Genomic DNA, 14,726 nt, shown 5'->3' with positions numbered 1-14,726 from the left:
TGCGACGGCTTCACCGCGCAGGGGGCCGATGTGCGGAGTAGGTTGCGCCTCACCGGCGCAGGGGAGCGCCACGGCCGACAGGGGCAGCACATGGACGAGACCGTGACCAGCGCGACGCGGGGCGAGGCTCCCGACGGGCTCGGGCAGCCGGGGCTGCCGGGGCAGCCGGGGCAGCGCGGCCCGGACTCGCCGCTCACCGGCGTGGAGCGCCCGCTGGGTCGCCCGGTGAGCGTGGGACTCGTGCTCCTGCTCGTCGTCGCCAACGCCATCGGCTGGCTGTGGTTCGTGAACCACCAGGACGAGCAGTTCCGGATGCTCCGGTCGCAGGTCGGGACGGTGGACGTGTCCGTGCCGTCCACCGAGACCGACCCGACGCTGTGCTGGCTCATCGGCGCGCAGGCCCGGGCCGCCGGCCACGCCAAGGAGCTCGTGGGGCAGGTGACGACGTCGGGCACCGTCGACGCGTGCACCGACAACGTGATCCGGGGCGCCAACGGCTACGGCCGCTGACCCGCGCCGCGTCGCTCAGAGCAGCGGCCGCAGGGCCGACGTGAAGCCGCTCCCGGACGGCTGGCTCCGGAACTGTCCCCAGTCGTAGACGTACAGCTTCGACGTGTTGTTCTGGACCGCGACGAGGTCGACGTTCCCGGTCCGGCGGAAGTCCCCGATGCCGACGAGGTCGCGCATCCCGTTCCAGCCGAGCCCGATCCGCTGCCGTGGAGCGAAGCCGGTGCCGGCCAGGTTGCCCGGGTAGAGCCACAGCTCTCCGGTCGAGGGGCGGCGAGCGACGAGGTCGTTGCGACCGTCGCCGTCGAGGTCCCCGACGCCGGTCAGCTCGTCCATGGCGTTCCAGCCCCCGTGACCGACGAGGCGACGGGGCGCGAACCCCGAGCCCCTGCCGGGGTAGAGGTAGAGGTCGCCGGTCGACGACTGGACCGCGAGGACGTCGGCACGGTGGTCGACGTCGAGGTCCCCGACCGCGGTGATCTCGCGCATCCCGTTCCAGCCACTCGCACCGACGAGGACCCGCGGCGCGAAGGACGTCCGCCTGCCGGGGTAGAGCCACAACCGGCCCGTGGCGCTCTCGCTGGCCAGGACGTCCTCGAACCCGTCGCCGTCGACGTCGCCGAGCCTCGTCACCGCGCTCATGCCGCCCCACCCCGACGCGCCGATGCGCAGGGGCGGGGCCAGCCCCGAGCCCGTGCCGCGGTAGAGGTTGAGCTGGCCGGTGGCGGTGCGGGCGACGACGTCGGAGAGGCCGTCGGCGTCGAAGTCGCCGAAGGGGGTGGGCGGAGCCTGGTCCTCGCGCACGAGCACGCCCTGGCTCGTGTCGCCCGGGACGAGCCCGCCGCCGGCCTCGGCCACGAAGGCCACCGACCTGCCCGTGAACTCCACCGACGGGGAGTGGCTGTCGCTGCGCGACTGGAGACCCGTGGAGGAGACGCTCTCCCTCGTCGTCGTGTTGGTCGTGACGTCGCGCAGGAACACGTCCCGGCGACCGTTCGTGTCGCCAGCGACGAGGTTGTCGGCGGCTGAGGTGAAGGCCACGTGGAGCCCGTCGCCGCTCAGGGCCGGCTGTGTCGACGGACCGTCGGCGGGCTGGCCCGAGCTCGACCTGCTCGCCCGGCGGGTCGTGCCGGTGACGCGGTCACGGACGTAGACGTCCGACGTGCTCGTGCCCACGCCGTCGGCCAGAGCCGGGTCCGTCGAGGCGAAGGCGACGTAGCGGCCGTCCCAGCTGATGCTCGGGTCGGTGCTGGCTCCGCTCGCCTGACCGCCGGCGTCGTCGACGCTGACCCGGCTCGTCGTCCCGGCCGTGAGGTCGCGGACGAAGACGTCGGCCCTGCCGTTCGTGTCACCGGCGACGAGTTCGGACGCTGTCGACGTGAAGGCGACGTAGCGTCCGTCCGAGCTGATCGCGGGGTGGGAGCTGGCTCCGGTGTCGGCCTGGCTCTCGTCGCCGGCCACGCTCACCCTCGTCGTCCGCCGGTTCTTCAGGTCCCTGACGAAGACGTCCGCGGAGCCGTTCGTGTCTCCGGCGACGAGGTTCGTGGCCGTCGACGTGAACGCCACCGACACGGGGTCGAAGAGGAGGTTGCCGTCACTGATCGACGGGTCCCCGCTCGCTCCGTCGGCCTGACCGCCGGCGTCCGAGACGCTGACCCGGAAGGCGCCTCCGCTCTCCTCCTGCCAGAGGAACACGTCCTGGACGCCGTTCGTGTCGGCGCCGATGTTGGTGGCCCTCGACGAGAAGACGACCACGTCATGACCGAGGGCCGGCTCGCTGCTCGGCCCGTTCAGCTGCCAGTCGGGCAGGCGCAGGGTGCGGCCGTCGTAGCGCAGGAAGATGTCCGACACCCCGTTGGTGTCCCCGGAGGTCAGCGTGGAGGACGTCGAGGCGAACACGACATCGCGCTGGAGGCCCGGAGTCGCGTAGGAGCCGGTGGCCGTGGCGCCGGTCGTGCTGACGCTCGCCCGGATCGTCGCTCCGGGTTCGGAGGCAGCGGCGGCGGGCGCCGCGGCGAAGCACGCGGCTGGTGCCGCCAGTGCCCCGACGAGCAGGGCTGGTGCGATGCGCTTCATCGGCATGGCTGACCTCACGGAAGGGCTCATCCTGTCCGTGGTCCGGACAGTGCCCCCGATGCGACCCAGCATCCCGCGGCGACACGGTGACGTCTCGGGAACCGCGGCGAAAGCACGGCGGCCCGGGCTCTCGTGCGGCGGGTCCGTCGTCGGGCTGTCGGCCCGAGTCGGTACGGTTCCGCGGTGACCACGATCGACGACGTCAGACAGGCCGTCCGCACCGCGTCCGAGGTGTCGCTCGACGTCGTCCTGGGGCCGATGAAGTCGGGCAAGAGCCTCGCACTCATCTCGCTGCTGTCACCCCTGCAGTTCACGCGCGTGCGGCACCGCGTCTACCAGTCGGAGCGGCACGTCCGCGACACCGGCGTCACCTCCCGCAGCGGTGGCGTCCTCGCCACGACGAAGGTCACGAGCCTGCACGAGGCCCTCGACGAGCAACTCGACGTCGTGGCCGTCGACGAGGTGCACATGTTCGACCTCGACGACGTCGCGGTCGTCGACCGGCTGCTGCGTCGCGGCACCCGGGTCGTCGTCGCGGGCATCGACCTCGACCACCGCGGCGAGCTCTTCGCGCCGGTCCGGGCGCTGCTCGAGCTCGGGCCCGACACCGTGACCTACCGCCGCGCGGTGTGCGACCAGTGCCGCGACTTCAGCGCCACGCACACGCAGGTGCTCCGCTCCGGCGAGCCGTTCCTCGACCACCTCGGCGGCTCCGAGGCGCTGCCCGACGACGGCACCTTCACCTACGAGGCGCGCTGCCGCTCCTGCTTCGTCCGGCCCGCGTCGTCCTGACCCGGCGACGCGCAGCCGCGGCCGGGTGTCGCCGCGCGCACAGACATCGTCCCGGCGAACGGTCATCCTCGGGTCGAGGACGCAACGCCCTCGCTCTCGCAGAGGGAGGCCGAGATGGGAACCACGACCGGACACGCGCGCCGGACCGGAGCAGGAGATGGCCTGAGGTGGCTGACCGCCGCGGCTCTGATCGCGCTGGGACCAGCCCTCTCGGGCTGTACCTCCGCGGGCGGCCTCGTGAGCCCGACGACCGCGAGCGCAGCCAGGGCCCCGAGCGCAGCCACCACCCCGACGCTCGAGCCCGAGCGTGACGTCGTCGTGGCCGGTCACCACCTCAAGGCCCGCTGCGCCGGGAGCGGCCCGTCGGTCGTCCTCGTGGCCGACTACGGACGGGCCATGGACGACGCGTGGGGCACGATCCCGCAGACCCTCGCGGCGCGCAGCCGCGTCTGTGTCTACGACCGTCTCGGGATCGGCCGGAGCGACTCGGTGCCGGACCGCCAGACCTTCGCCACGCTCGCCGACGACCTCGACGGCGTCATCTCCGGGCTCGGGCTGAGCCGGCCCGTCGTCGTCGTGGGCCCTGCGATGGCCGCCCCGATCGCGCTGACGTGGGTGAGCCGGCACGAGTCCGACGCCCGGGCGGTCGTGCTCCTCGACCCCGTCCCTCCGGGCTACTCCGGACCCTCCGGCGCCCTGCTCAGGCTGTTGCCGCCGAAGGACCCGGGCGACCCCGAGCTGAGCACCCTCTGGGCCGACCTCGACCGCTACAACACGGTCGCGACGAACAAGGAGAGCCTCGACCCGGCCTCGTGGACGGCCTACGAACGGCTGCCGGCGACGTCCACCCCGCTCTACGACCTCGTCGACGCGCAGGCGCAGCCGTGGCCGGCGGCGGTCGACGCCGCCGCGATCGACGGCGTCTGGAGGCAGTACCAGCGCCGGGTGCTCGCCCTGTCGTCGCAGGCCGAGCTCCGGATCGTGCCCGAGCCCGACGACTGGCCCACGATGATCAGGAGCACGCTCGAGCGCGCCCTGCAGTCATGACCGAGGACCGTCCCGTGCCGCCGCCACCCAGCCGCCTGCGTCGCCGCGGACGACGAGGTCGGCGCTGTCCCATGGCCGGTCGTCGGCGAGGAACGGCTCCTCGGCCGTCATCCACTCGTCCCAGAAGCGCTCGGCCTCCTCTCGGGTGCGGCCGAGCTCGACGTCGCGGCGCAGCCCGCGCTCGCGCGCCTCGTCACGGTCGGCCTGCACCCAGACCACCGCGTCGGCGTGCGGGGCCAGCGACGCGCGGCCCGCGCCGACCCCCTCGAGGACGAGCACGCGTACGCCCTCGGGGACGGTGACCGACCCGTCGCGCCCCTTCGCGACCCACCCCGGCGGGCGGTGGTCGACGACCTCGCCGCGCCGCCAGGGCCCGATGACGTGCTCGAGGGCGAGGTCGTCCCACGCGACCGCGTCGTGGTGCCAGGCGAGGTCGTCGGTGTGGACCACCGCCCCGCCGAGGAGCGCCGCGGCCCGCTCGGCGAAGGTCGTCTTGCCCGACCCCGACCGGCCGTCGACGAGCAGCACGCCCCGCCCGGCGGGGAGCAGGCTCCCCAGCAGCGCCGCCAGCGCTCCGTCGTCGACGGGGCTCCACGGGCCGGCCTCGGTCTCCTCGGGGTGCAGTCGCATGGCGTGAGTATGCCGTCCGGCCGCGCCGCCCACGTCAGGTCGGCTCGCGCACTAGCGTCCTGGCCATGAGCCGACCCACCAGCGCCGTCCGCCTCGTCAGGGCCGCCGCCCTGACCGACATCGCGCCCTACGCGTACGCCGCGACGACCGACGCCGGAGCCCGGCTCGTCTTCACGGCGGGAGCCTGCCCCCTCGACGGGTCCGGTGCGACCGTGGCGCCCGGCGACATCGCGGCCCAGGCCCGACAGTGCGTGGACAACCTCGTGACCGCTCTCGAGGCCGCCGGCGCGACGCTGGGGGACGTCGCCTACACGCGCGTCCTCGTGGCGACGACCGTCCGGGAGGACCTCGTGGCGGCGTGGACCGTCGTCCACGACGCCTTCGGCGAGCACGAGGTGCCGAGCACGCTGCACGGCGTCACCGTCCTCGGCTACCCCGACCAGCTCGTCGAGATCGAGGCCGTCGCCGCACTCAGGTAGCCGGGTCGGCCTCGTGGGTGGTGACGATGTCGTTGGCGGCGGCCCACGCCGTGATGTCGCGCTTCTCGATGGCCGTCGCCATGAGGTCGGGGAACTTGTCCGGGGTGCACGCGAAGGCCGGCACCCCGACGGCGGCGAGGGCGGCGGCGTGGTCGGCGTCGAAGCTCGGGCGACCCGAGTCGCTGAGCGCGAGCAGCGCGACCATCGTCGCGCCGGACGCGACGATCGAGGACGCGCGACGCACCATCTCCTCGGCGATGCCGCCCTCGTAGAGGTCGCTGATGAGGACGAGGATCGTCTCGCCCGGCTGCTCGATGAGGCCCTCGCAGTAGGCGAGCGCCTGGTTGATGTCGGTGCCGCCGCCGAGCTGCACGCCGAAGAGCACGTCGACGGGGTCGTCGAGCTCGTCGGTGAGGTCGACGACGGCGGTGTCGAAGACGACGAGCCGCGTCTCGACCGACCGGAGCGAGGCCAGCACCGCGCCGAAGACGCTGGAGTAGACGACGGACTCGGCCATCGAGCCGGACTGGTCGATGCAGAGGATGATCCGTCGCTCGACGCGGTGCGCCCGCCGGGCGTGGCCGACGAGCCGCTCGGGCACGACCGTCCCGTGCTCGGGCTGGTAGTGCTTGAGGTTGGCCGCGATGGTGCGGTTCCAGTCGATGTCGGAGGCCTTGGGGCGCCGGGTGCGGGCTGCCCTGTTGAGCGCGCCGCTGACGGCCTGGACCGTCTCGGAGCGCAGCCGCTCCTCGAGCTCGTCGGTGACGACGCGGACGACCGCCCGCGCCGTGGCGCGGGACCGCTCGGGGATGACGCGGCCGAGCCCGACGAGCGTCGTGACGAGGTTGACGTCGGGCTGCACGGCCTCCATCAGCTCGGGCTCGAGGAGCAGCTGGGTCAGCCCGAGGCGGTCCATCGCGTCGTGCTGCATGACCTGCACGACCGACGACGGGAAGTAGCCGCGGATGTCGCCGAGCCACCGGGCCACCCGTGGCGCGGACGCCCCGAGGCCGCTGCGGCGCTCGCCGTCGTAGAGCTCGCGCAGTGCCTCGTCGCGTTTGAGGTCGTCGGCGTCGAGGGTCGCCCCCTCGCCGATGCCGTCGGACTGCTCGCCGCCGAGGACGAGCCGCCACCGGGTGAGCCGGTCGCGGTCGGTCATGACGCGACCTCCATCCCGAGCAGGCGAGCGACCGCGGCGATGGCCGGGGCGGCCCGGTCGAGGTCGAGCGAGTCCGTCGACGAGGGGGTGGTGTGCGTGCCGCTCGCGAGGTCGCGCAGGTGCGTCCCGATGAGGCGCCGTTCTGCGGGCTGGTAGCGCGAGAAGGTGCGGCGCACGAGGGGCAGGAGGTCCTCGAAGGCCTCCTCGGACGCGTCGACGAGCCACTCGTCGATGATCGCGAGCAGGTCGTCGCCGTGGATGAGGAGCAGGGCCTCGCCGGTGAGGAAGCCGTCGAGCCACGCCGCGGCAGCGGGGGCCGGGGTGCCGGGGGAGAGCCGGCGGCTGAGGCGAGCTGCCGCCTCGTCGTGCGTGAGGTGCCCGCCGTCGAGCAGCAGGCGGTTGACGCGCCCTGCGACGCCGCCGTGGATGGCCTCGTCGCGACCGACGCTCACGAGCGCCTCGGTCCACGGGTCGCGGAGGTCGTCGCGGTCGACGAGCGCCACGCCGCGGTGCGCCGCCTCGACGGCCGTGCGCATGGCGGCCGCGCTGTCGTCGTCGAGGCTGGAGCACGCGGCGCGCAGCCCGACGGACGCGCGCACGACGACGGTCTGGAGCACGTGCGCCACGTCGGCGACGTCGACCCCGCGCACGTCGCCGTAGCGGCACGTGCGCGCGAGCGGCTCGACGGTCTCGAGCAGGGCCCGGGTGTCGTGCTGTCGGGCCGTGCGCTCGGCGAGCGCGGTGACGACGGCGCGCAGCCCCTCGGACAGGTCGGCGAGCAGGCACTCCTCGATGAGCCGCCCCAGCACCCCGAGGTCGGCGGCCTCGCGCGCCTGCTCGGCGATGCGGGACTCGGCGGCGCTGCGGACCGTCGTGCCGTGGAGGCTGGCCTCGATGACGGCCACGGCCAGCTCGGGTGTCCACTCGAGCTCCCAGGCCTCCTTGAAGGTGCCGGTCGTGCGGCCGGCGTCGACCTGCGTGCCCCACGGCACGTCGAGGACCGCGAGGCGGTGCAGCAGCACCGAGCGGGCGAGCTGCGACTCGCGGCGCAGGTCGAGCTGCACGACCGTGGCGGTGGCGGACGCCTTGAGCCGCAAGGTCTTCTGCTGCCTCGCGAGGTCGCCGGCGAGCGGCACCATCGGGGTCGACTCGGGCACCCGGCCGAGCAGCTCACCGATGACGAGGGTGCGGTCGACGAGCCGTAGGGGCAGGTCGGACCCCTCGGTGAGCACGGCCCGGGCAGCGTCCGTCAGCTCCGCGAGCCCGACCGAGGGCCGGCCGCGCACGGCGGCGAGCGCGCCTGCGAGCCGCGTTGCCTCGAAGACGGACGCCGTCGACGCGTCGAGGTCCTCGCCGCGCAGCGCTCGCGCTACGCGGACGAACCACGACGGCACGACCTCGTCGTCGGGGGTCACGAAGAGGTGGTGGTACCACCCGGGCGAGCGGACCCCGGCGCCGTAGCCACTGGCATACGACAGGCGCTCTGAGCTCCACGGGGCCCACGTGGCGGCCACCTTGATCCTGGGCAGCCCTCTCATGAGCGCGTTGTCACGGCTGGCGGGCGGGAAGCTGGCGGGGTCGAGGGCGGGGGCGTGGTAGGCGCCGCACACGACGGCGATGCGCTGGCGGCCGCCGCGCATCTCGGCGCGGATCACCTTGCGCATGAAGGCTTCCCGCAGCGCGTCGTCGTCGACCTCGAGGTCGCCACGGACTCCGTGCATCGCCTCGCGCAGGTGCGCGAAGTGGGCGAGGGACGAGGTGCGGCGGTGCTCGACGGCGTCCTCCCACCAGCGCTCGGGGTCGTCGTAGCCCGCGGCCGACGCCAGGGCCGAGATCGGGTCGAGCCTGCGCGTCGGTCGCCGCGGCGCGTCGTCCGGGCCGTCGGCAGGGTCGGGGCTGTCGGCGAGGTGGTGAGTCGCAGGCAGGTCGGCGAAGCGGACGTCGACCCCGTGCTCGAGCGCCCAGCGCAACGCCACCCACTCGGGGGAGAAGACGGCGAACGGGTAGAAGGCCGCCCGCCTCGGCTCGTCGACGGCGTAGACGAGACCGGCCACGGGCGGCACGAGGTCGGGATCGGCGGCGAGCGGCACGAGCGCGTCGAGCTCGGGGGGTCCCTCGATGACGACGACGTCGGGCAGCAGCTCGTCGAGGGCGCGCGCGACCGACCGCGCGGAGCCCGGACCGTGGTGCCGGACGCCGAGCACCTCGACGCGGACGTCTCTCGCGGGACTGCTCACGCGCTCAGCCGAGCTCGCGGCACGCGCGGTAGAGGTCGGTCCACTCGGTGCGGTCCTTGACGACCGTCTCGAGGTACTCCTGCCAGACGATGCGGTCCTGGACCGGGTCCTTGACGACTGCGCCGACGAGGCCGGCCGCGACGTCGTCGGCGCGGACGACGCCGTCGCCGAAGTGGGCCGCGAGCGACAGCCCGTTGGTCATGACCGAGATGGCCTCGGCGGTCGACAGCGTGGCCGACGGCGACTTGACGGTCGTGCGCTGGTCGGCGGTGACCCCCGAGCGCAGCTCGCGGAAGATCGTGACGACGCGCTCGATCTCGGCCAGCGACTCGAGACCGGGCGGCAGCTCGAGGGAGCGGCCCAGCGAGTCGACGCGCGTGCGGACGATCTCGACCTCCTGCGCGAGGGTGTCGGGCAGGGGCAGCACCAGGGTGTTGAAGCGCCGCTTGAGCGCGGACGAGAGGTCGTTGACGCCCTTGTCGCGGTTGTTGGCGGTGGCGATGACGTTGAAGCCCTGCTGCGCCTGCACCTCGGAATCGAGCTCGGGGATCGGCAGGTGCTTCTCGGACAGGATCGTGATGAGGGCATCCTGCACGTCGGCCGGGATGCGGGTCAGCTCCTCGATGCGTACGAGGGTGCCCGTCTCCATGGCCCGCATGACCGGGCTCGGCACGAGGGCCCCGCGCGTGGGCCCCTCGGCGAGCAGGCGCGCGTAGTTCCATCCGTAGCGCAGCGACTCCTCGGGCGTGCCCGCCGTGCCCTGGACGACGAGCGTCGACGAGCCGCTGACGGCGGCCGCGAGGTGCTCGCTGACCCACGTCTTGGCCGTGCCCGGGACGCCGAGGAGGAGCAGGGCCCGGTCGGTGGCGAGCGAAGCGACCGCGACCTCCATGAGCCGCCGCGACCCGAGGTACTTCGGCGTGATCTCGGTGCCGTCGTCGAGCGTGCCGCCGAGCAGGTAGGTCGTGACGGCCCACGGCGAGAGCCGCCAGCGCGGCGGGCGGGGCCGGTCGTCCGAGGCGGCGAGCGCAGCCAGCTCGGCGGCATACGCGTGCTCGGCGTGGGCCCGCAGGACCGTGGTGGGAGAGGGGGACTCGCTCATCTGAAGGCCTCGGTGATCGATCGCTGGACGGAGTGGAACTGGAGCAGGTTGCGCAGGTTGGTCATCAGGGTCTGGTCGGCGCCGGTCGACTCGATCCAGCGCTCGAGGGGGTCGAGCGCTGCGGGGTGCAGCCCGACGAGCAGGTGCGGCATCGACGCGACGACCATCGCCGAGCCGACCTTCGACGCGCGCAGCCGCGACACGAGCGCGACGCTGAAGTCGGGCGACCACGGTGGGTCGACGGAGCCGACGACCGCCGCGATCTCGTGCACGCGCTCGGTCGTGGCGTCGACGCGCCGGAGGACGACGCGCTCGCGGAGCTCGCGGGGCAGGGCGGGCACGAGCGCAGCGTCCCAGCCACGGTCGAGCAGGGCCGCTGCCCACTCGGGGTCGCGGCGGGCCCGCACGGCACGGCGTATGCCGGCCAGCGCGTCGGTCGCCTGCGCGTCGGTGAGGCGCCCCACCGTCGCCGACGGGCCGGCGCCGGTCAGCTCGGCCCACACCTCGAGCGGTGCTCCCGCGCAGATCTGCTCGAGCCACCACCCGCGGGCCGAGCGCCGCGGTGGAGGCTTGCCGAGGCCGTCGCGCACGCCTGCCGCGTCCGGCTCGTCGGGGAGGGTGACCTCGACGCCGCGGCCGAGCAGGCCGGAGCGCCGGACGAGTGGTCCCAGCCGCGCGGCCATGCGGGCGGCCCGGGCCGAGCCCGGCAGGGCGTCGAGCAGCTCGGCCGCGGCCTCGCGCACGGCGCCGGCACGGTCGTCGAGGCCGTCCTCGAGGAGGGGCTCGTCGTCGGGACCGAGGGCGACGCGCAGGGCGTCGAGGTGGGCGCGACGGTCGCGCGCTGCATCGGTGGCCCACGTGGAGCGGACGAGCTCGCGCGCGGCGGCCGGGTCGTGGGCCCGCACGGCGGCGAGCACGGCGACCCGGTCGGTCGCGGGCAGCCGTGCCCAGTCGTGCGGGTCGCGGACCGCGCCCTCGGTGCGCGATAGGGCGCGCGCCTCTGCGCCCGCGGACGCGTCGGCGACCCACGACCACTCGTCGCGCAGGCCGGCCAGCCAGCGTCCGCGCTCGTCGAGGACGGCCGCCGTCGGACGGCGCAGCCCGCGCGTCCCGGTGGCGAGCGCCAGCAGCGTCGGCAACAGGGCGTGCGGCACGCGACAGCCGGCGTCGTCGGCGGCCCGCAGCCAGTGCACGAGCAGGCCGGTGCGCTGCTGGGCCCCGGCGGGGGGCTGGGTCATGACGAGCTCGAGCAGCTGGACGGCTCGCCGCGGCGCGACCGGACGGCGGTCGTCGGGCGCGGCGTCGGGTGGGTCGGCGTGGTCGAGGCGGCGCCCCGCGCGCAGGGCCGCGCCACCCAGCGCGGCGGCGTCGAGGAGGGCCTCCTCCCGGGACGAGCCGCCCGGACGGCCCAGCACGCCGGCCCGGCCGAGGTCCGGGAGGGCGGGCGCCGGCCGGCGGGCCGTGCCCAGCAGGGCGGCGTTGCCGACGTCGCGCCACCACGTGTCGAGGTCGCTCACAGCCCCACCACCTCGCCGTCGACCACGACGGTCAGCGGCCGCAGCCGCGCCTCCTCGAGCTCCCCGAAGACGCGCGCGGGATTGCCCCCGGTCAGGGCGAGCAGCGACCACACGTCGGCGTCGTCGGTGAGGGCGACGCTCGCCCCGTCCGCGTCGACGACCCGGTCGACGCCGACGCGCACGTCGTCGAGGACGACGGGGATCCGCCGAGCCCACGGGTTGCGGCCCCAGGCCTCGGCCGCCGCCGACCGCGCGTCGTCCAGGGACGCGCCGGACGGCATACGCACGTCGCCGTCGGAGACGGTGGGCTCGTCGACGAAGAGGGCACGGCGCACGGCGGCGCCCGGGTAGCGGGCGAGCGTGGCGTCGAGGCTCGAGCCGACCACCCGCGCGACCGGCAGCACCTGGCCGCCGGCCGCGAAGTCGAGCACCTGCACCGTCTCGCCGGTCGACGTCCCGCGCAGCCACGTGCGCTGCTGCTGGAGGCGGCCGTCGTCGCTGCGGTGGGCGCCGAGGACGAGCCAGCGATCGGCCACGGCGTCGGCGCGGCGCACCGACTCGGTGCTCGTCGACCAGCCGAGATAGGCACGCAGGTCGCCCAGCCGAGCCTCGCCGAGCGAGTCGCGCGCGGACCAGGCCCGGGTGGCCGTCCACCACCGGCCGAGGGCGACGAGCAGCCGCTCGGCCCAGTCGGCGCGACCGCTCACGGCGCCGCCGACCGAGCGCACGTCGTCGGCGAGGCCGGGCAGCTGCGCGTCGACGAGGCGCGCCGCCGTGCCGTCCCACCACGCGTAGGACTGGTGCCGGGCGGCCGCCGTGCCGCTGCGCGCGAGGTCGGTGAGCCAGCGCGCGAAGTCGTCCATGCCGTCGTCCATGAGGGCGAGCCGCTCCTCGAGCCGCTTCGCCGCCGCAGCGGGGTCGGGTGTCCGCGCGGGACGGGCGGCGTCACCGGCGGCCTTCGCCTCGGCCCGCGCCGAGCGCTCGGCCGCCCACTCCTGCGCGAACCCTGCGGCCTCGGCGGCGTCAGCCACCGACCCCGACCCGTCGACCCAGAGGAGCAGGAGCGCGAGCCCGTGCTTGCACGGGAACTTCCGGCTCGGGCACGAGCAGCGGAACGCGGGTCCGGTGAGGTCGATGCTCACCTGGTAGGGCGTCTTGCCCGAGCCCTGGCACTTGCCCCAGAGCAACGTCTCGGTGGAGCCCGTGTCGGACCAGGGTCCCGGGCGCGCGAGCCTGCGGGCAGCGGCCAGCGACGAGGCGTCGGGAGCCAGGCCGGCCACCTGCTGGGAAGTCCATCGCGTCATGACCCGCACATCATGACCGACACCTCCCACACCCGGGGGCTGATGGGGCACGTGCTGCCTCGACGCGCCGATATGTCCGTTTCGTGCCAGCATGGCCGAGCCGGAGCCGACCGGCTCCCGGCAGTCCCGATCGCTCCCGACTCGGGGGGAGAGCGGTCCTTCCAGGAGGCTCACCCATGCGACACATCCGTACGCTCGTCGCGGTCGCCGCTGCGACCGTCGCCCTCGCCACGGCCCTGCCGGCAGCAGCCCACGAACCGTGGGACGACGGCAGCATCCCACCTCCTCCACCAGCCAGTGCGGCCGACGGCTACAGCAGGGACATGCACCTGCTGAGCACGGCAGCCCACACGGGTGGGGTCAACTCCGACCTCGCCTTCAAGGGCAGCCTCGCGTTCGCCGGTCACTACGGCGGCTTCCGCGTCATCGACCTCGCCGAGCCCGGTGCGCCGGTCGAGCTCGCCGACGTCCACTGCAACGGACCGCAGGGCGACGTCACCGTCCACGGCGACCTGCTCTTCCTGTCCGTAGACACCCCGCAGAGCACCGTGGGCTGCGAAGGCTCGAGGAACGTCACGGCCAGCACGCCCGGCGCCTTCGAGGGCATCCGCGTCTTCGACATCAGCGACCCCGCCTCCCCGACGTTCATCAAGGGTGTGCGCACGGACTGTGGGTCGCACACCAACACCCTGGTCCCCGGCGAGGGCGACACGGCGTACGTCTACGTGGCGTCCTACCCGCTGTCGGCGAGCAACATCGGTCCCGACTGCCAGCCCCCGTTCGAGCACATCTCGGTCATCGAGGTGGACGGTGACGACGCAGCGGCCGGGGCAGGGGCCCGGGTCGTCAGCGAGCCGACCATCAAGGGTGTCGACCTCTTCGGTGCCGCCCAGGGGGTGACGCCGTTCTTCGCCTGCCACGACATCACCGTCCTGTCGCCGAAGAAGCTCGCTGCAGCGGCCTGCCTCTCGCAGGGTCAGCTGTGGGACATCTCCGACCCGCTGCACCCGGTGGTCACGGCCGACATCGACACACCGGACGTGGACATCTGGCACTCGGCCGCCTTCACGCCCGACGGTCGCTACGTCACGTTCGGCGACGAGTACTTCGGGCCGGCGAAGGAGCCCTTCGGCGCCCTGTGGACCTACTCGACCGCCGACCCGTCGAAGGCCTTGAGCCACCTGCGGATCCCGCGGGCCGAGCCGAACACGTACCACAACTTCAACTACGTCCCCCTGGCCGACCGCTACGTCCTCGTCGCGTCCGCGTACGGATCGGGGACCTCTGTGGTCGACCTGACGAACCCCTCGTCCCCCAAGGAGATCGGCTACTACGACATGCGTTCCAACCAGTGGTCGACCTACTGGTACAACGGCCTGATCGTCGCCAACGACATCTCCCGCGGCGTCGACACGCTCCGGTTCAGCAACAAGGCCGTGGCGGGCGCGAAGCACCTGCCGTGGCTCAACCCGCAGACCCAGGACTACCTGCTCGACTGAGCGTGGAGGCGTTCCTGTCGGGTGGCAGGTGAGCGGGGTCCTCTCCACCGGAGGGGGCCCCGTTCCGCGCGAGGGAAGGGCGTATGCCGTGTCGACACGTGCGGTCAGGCGTCGCCGGTCGCGCTGCGGGTGCGGTCGGCGTCCCCCTCGCGGACGAGCCGCTCCAGGTGTGCCAGCACGTTGGCTCGCTCGAACCGTCGGTGGCCGCCGGGCGTCCGGGTCGACGGCAGGAGACCGACGCGGGCCCAGCGGGTGATGGTGGCCGGGGAGACCCGGAAGAGCCGGGCGACCTCGTGGGGAGCCATGAGCTCCCTGTCGCGGCGGTCGTCCCTGTCGCCGTCGCCGGACGAATGCGTCTGTGCCATGGTGCTGCCCCC

General features: G+C 74.1%; 13 protein-coding genes. 5 read left to right on the top strand and 8 right to left on the bottom strand.

All coding sequences use genetic code 11. The features are described 5' to 3' along the window. Window positions 1-90 precede the first annotated feature (90 nt). On the top strand, window positions 91-510 hold the full coding sequence (locus ACSQ2D_RS20225) for a hypothetical protein (RefSeq protein ID WP_435987707.1): 420 nt from the start codon (window positions 91-93) through the stop codon (window positions 508-510). Window positions 511-525: 15 nt separating this feature from the next. On the opposite strand, the gene ACSQ2D_RS20220 is transcribed toward ACSQ2D_RS20225, so the two are convergent. Next, a complete protein-coding gene (locus ACSQ2D_RS20220; RefSeq protein ID WP_435987706.1) occupies window positions 526-2,601 on the bottom strand; it encodes an FG-GAP-like repeat-containing protein in 2,076 nt (691 codons plus the stop codon). Window positions 2,602-2,766: 165 nt separating this feature from the next. On the opposite strand from ACSQ2D_RS20220, the gene ACSQ2D_RS20215 reads away from it, so the two are divergent. Together ACSQ2D_RS20215 and ACSQ2D_RS20210 are read left to right on the top strand one after the other, a co-directional pair. Next, window positions 2,767-3,375 (top strand): thymidine kinase, encoded by a 609-nt coding sequence (locus ACSQ2D_RS20215; RefSeq protein WP_435987705.1) that lies wholly within the window; start codon window positions 2,767-2,769, stop codon window positions 3,373-3,375. Window positions 3,376-3,612: 237 nt separating this feature from the next. Continuing rightward, window positions 3,613-4,422 (top strand): alpha/beta hydrolase, encoded by an 810-nt coding sequence (locus ACSQ2D_RS20210; RefSeq protein WP_435987704.1) that lies wholly within the window; start codon window positions 3,613-3,615, stop codon window positions 4,420-4,422. Here ACSQ2D_RS20210 and ACSQ2D_RS20205 read toward each other — a convergent pair. Further along, entirely contained in the window at window positions 4,417-5,052 is a 636-nt protein-coding gene (locus ACSQ2D_RS20205; RefSeq protein WP_435987703.1) for a uridine kinase family protein, read from the bottom strand. The genes ACSQ2D_RS20210 and ACSQ2D_RS20205 overlap by 6 nt on opposite strands. 65 nt (window positions 5,053-5,117) lie before the next feature. Here ACSQ2D_RS20205 and ACSQ2D_RS20200 point away from each other — a divergent pair, with 65 nt between their 5' ends. Further along, window positions 5,118-5,531, top strand: a complete 414-nt coding sequence (locus ACSQ2D_RS20200) for a RidA family protein (protein ID WP_435987702.1) — start codon at window positions 5,118-5,120, stop codon at window positions 5,529-5,531. On the opposite strand, the gene ACSQ2D_RS20195 is transcribed toward ACSQ2D_RS20200, so the two are convergent. From ACSQ2D_RS20195 to ACSQ2D_RS20175, 5 genes are read right to left on the bottom strand one after another with little or no spacing between them, the layout of a single operon-like run. Continuing rightward, window positions 5,524-6,690, bottom strand: coding sequence for a VWA domain-containing protein (locus ACSQ2D_RS20195; protein ID WP_435987701.1), 1,167 nt, complete (start codon window positions 6,688-6,690; stop codon window positions 5,524-5,526). The two genes, ACSQ2D_RS20200 and ACSQ2D_RS20195, sit on opposite strands and share 8 nt — an antisense overlap. Next, a complete protein-coding gene (locus tag ACSQ2D_RS20190) occupies window positions 6,687-8,927 on the bottom strand; it encodes a DUF5682 family protein (RefSeq protein WP_435987700.1) in 2,241 nt (746 codons plus the stop codon). The genes ACSQ2D_RS20195 and ACSQ2D_RS20190 overlap by 4 nt, the downstream gene beginning before the upstream one ends. A gap of 4 nt (window positions 8,928-8,931) precedes the next feature. Beyond that, complete coding sequence (locus ACSQ2D_RS20185) at window positions 8,932-10,029, bottom strand: ATP-binding protein (protein WP_435987699.1); 1,098 nt, start codon at window positions 10,027-10,029, stop codon at window positions 8,932-8,934. Further along, window positions 10,026-11,546 (bottom strand): DUF5691 domain-containing protein, encoded by a 1,521-nt coding sequence (locus tag ACSQ2D_RS20180; protein WP_435987698.1) that lies wholly within the window; start codon window positions 11,544-11,546, stop codon window positions 10,026-10,028. The genes ACSQ2D_RS20185 and ACSQ2D_RS20180 overlap by 4 nt, the downstream gene beginning before the upstream one ends. Continuing rightward, complete coding sequence (locus ACSQ2D_RS20175; RefSeq protein WP_435987697.1) at window positions 11,543-12,850, bottom strand: SWIM zinc finger family protein; 1,308 nt, start codon at window positions 12,848-12,850, stop codon at window positions 11,543-11,545. The genes ACSQ2D_RS20180 and ACSQ2D_RS20175 overlap by 4 nt, the downstream gene beginning before the upstream one ends. A 176-nt stretch (window positions 12,851-13,026) precedes the next feature. On the opposite strand from ACSQ2D_RS20175, the gene ACSQ2D_RS20170 reads away from it, so the two are divergent. Continuing rightward, window positions 13,027-14,349 carry an LVIVD repeat-containing protein gene (locus ACSQ2D_RS20170; RefSeq protein ID WP_435987696.1) on the top strand — a complete coding sequence of 441 codons (1,323 nt, stop codon included), beginning with the start codon at window positions 13,027-13,029 and terminating at the stop codon, window positions 14,347-14,349. 104 nt (window positions 14,350-14,453) lie between these two features. On the opposite strand, the gene ACSQ2D_RS20165 is transcribed toward ACSQ2D_RS20170, so the two are convergent. Next, window positions 14,454-14,714: a MerR family DNA-binding transcriptional regulator gene (locus tag ACSQ2D_RS20165; protein ID WP_435987695.1), complete on the bottom strand. Its 261-nt coding sequence runs from the start codon at window positions 14,712-14,714 to the stop codon at window positions 14,454-14,456. Window positions 14,715-14,726: the final 12 nt, after the last annotated feature.

This window comes from Terrabacter sp. LjRoot27 (assembly GCF_964254175.1).
Taxonomy (GTDB): domain Bacteria; phylum Actinomycetota; class Actinomycetes; order Actinomycetales; family Dermatophilaceae; genus Terrabacter.
The sequence above is the reverse complement of the archived record's forward strand: the minus strand, read 5'-3'. Positions and strand labels throughout refer to the sequence as shown.

Excerpts from the sequence above, each read along its gene's own strand:
- ACSQ2D_RS20165 (WP_435987695.1), bottom strand. The coding sequence starts at position 14,714 with ATGGCACAGACGCATTCGTCCGGCGACGGCGACAGGGACGACCGCCGC.
- ACSQ2D_RS20225 (WP_435987707.1), top strand. The coding sequence starts at position 91 with ATGGACGAGACCGTGACCAGCGCGACGCGGGGCGAGGCTCCCGACGGG.
- ACSQ2D_RS20205 (WP_435987703.1), bottom strand. The coding sequence starts at position 5,052 with ATGCGACTGCACCCCGAGGAGACCGAGGCCGGCCCGTGGAGCCCCGTC.
- ACSQ2D_RS20170 (WP_435987696.1), top strand. The coding sequence starts at position 13,027 with ATGCGACACATCCGTACGCTCGTCGCGGTCGCCGCTGCGACCGTCGCC.
- ACSQ2D_RS20195 (WP_435987701.1), bottom strand. The coding sequence starts at position 6,690 with ATGACCGACCGCGACCGGCTCACCCGGTGGCGGCTCGTCCTCGGCGGC.
- ACSQ2D_RS20200 (WP_435987702.1), top strand. The coding sequence starts at position 5,118 with ATGAGCCGACCCACCAGCGCCGTCCGCCTCGTCAGGGCCGCCGCCCTG.
- ACSQ2D_RS20175 (WP_435987697.1), bottom strand. The coding sequence starts at position 12,850 with ATGACGCGATGGACTTCCCAGCAGGTGGCCGGCCTGGCTCCCGACGCC.
- ACSQ2D_RS20185 (WP_435987699.1), bottom strand. The coding sequence starts at position 10,029 with ATGAGCGAGTCCCCCTCTCCCACCACGGTCCTGCGGGCCCACGCCGAG.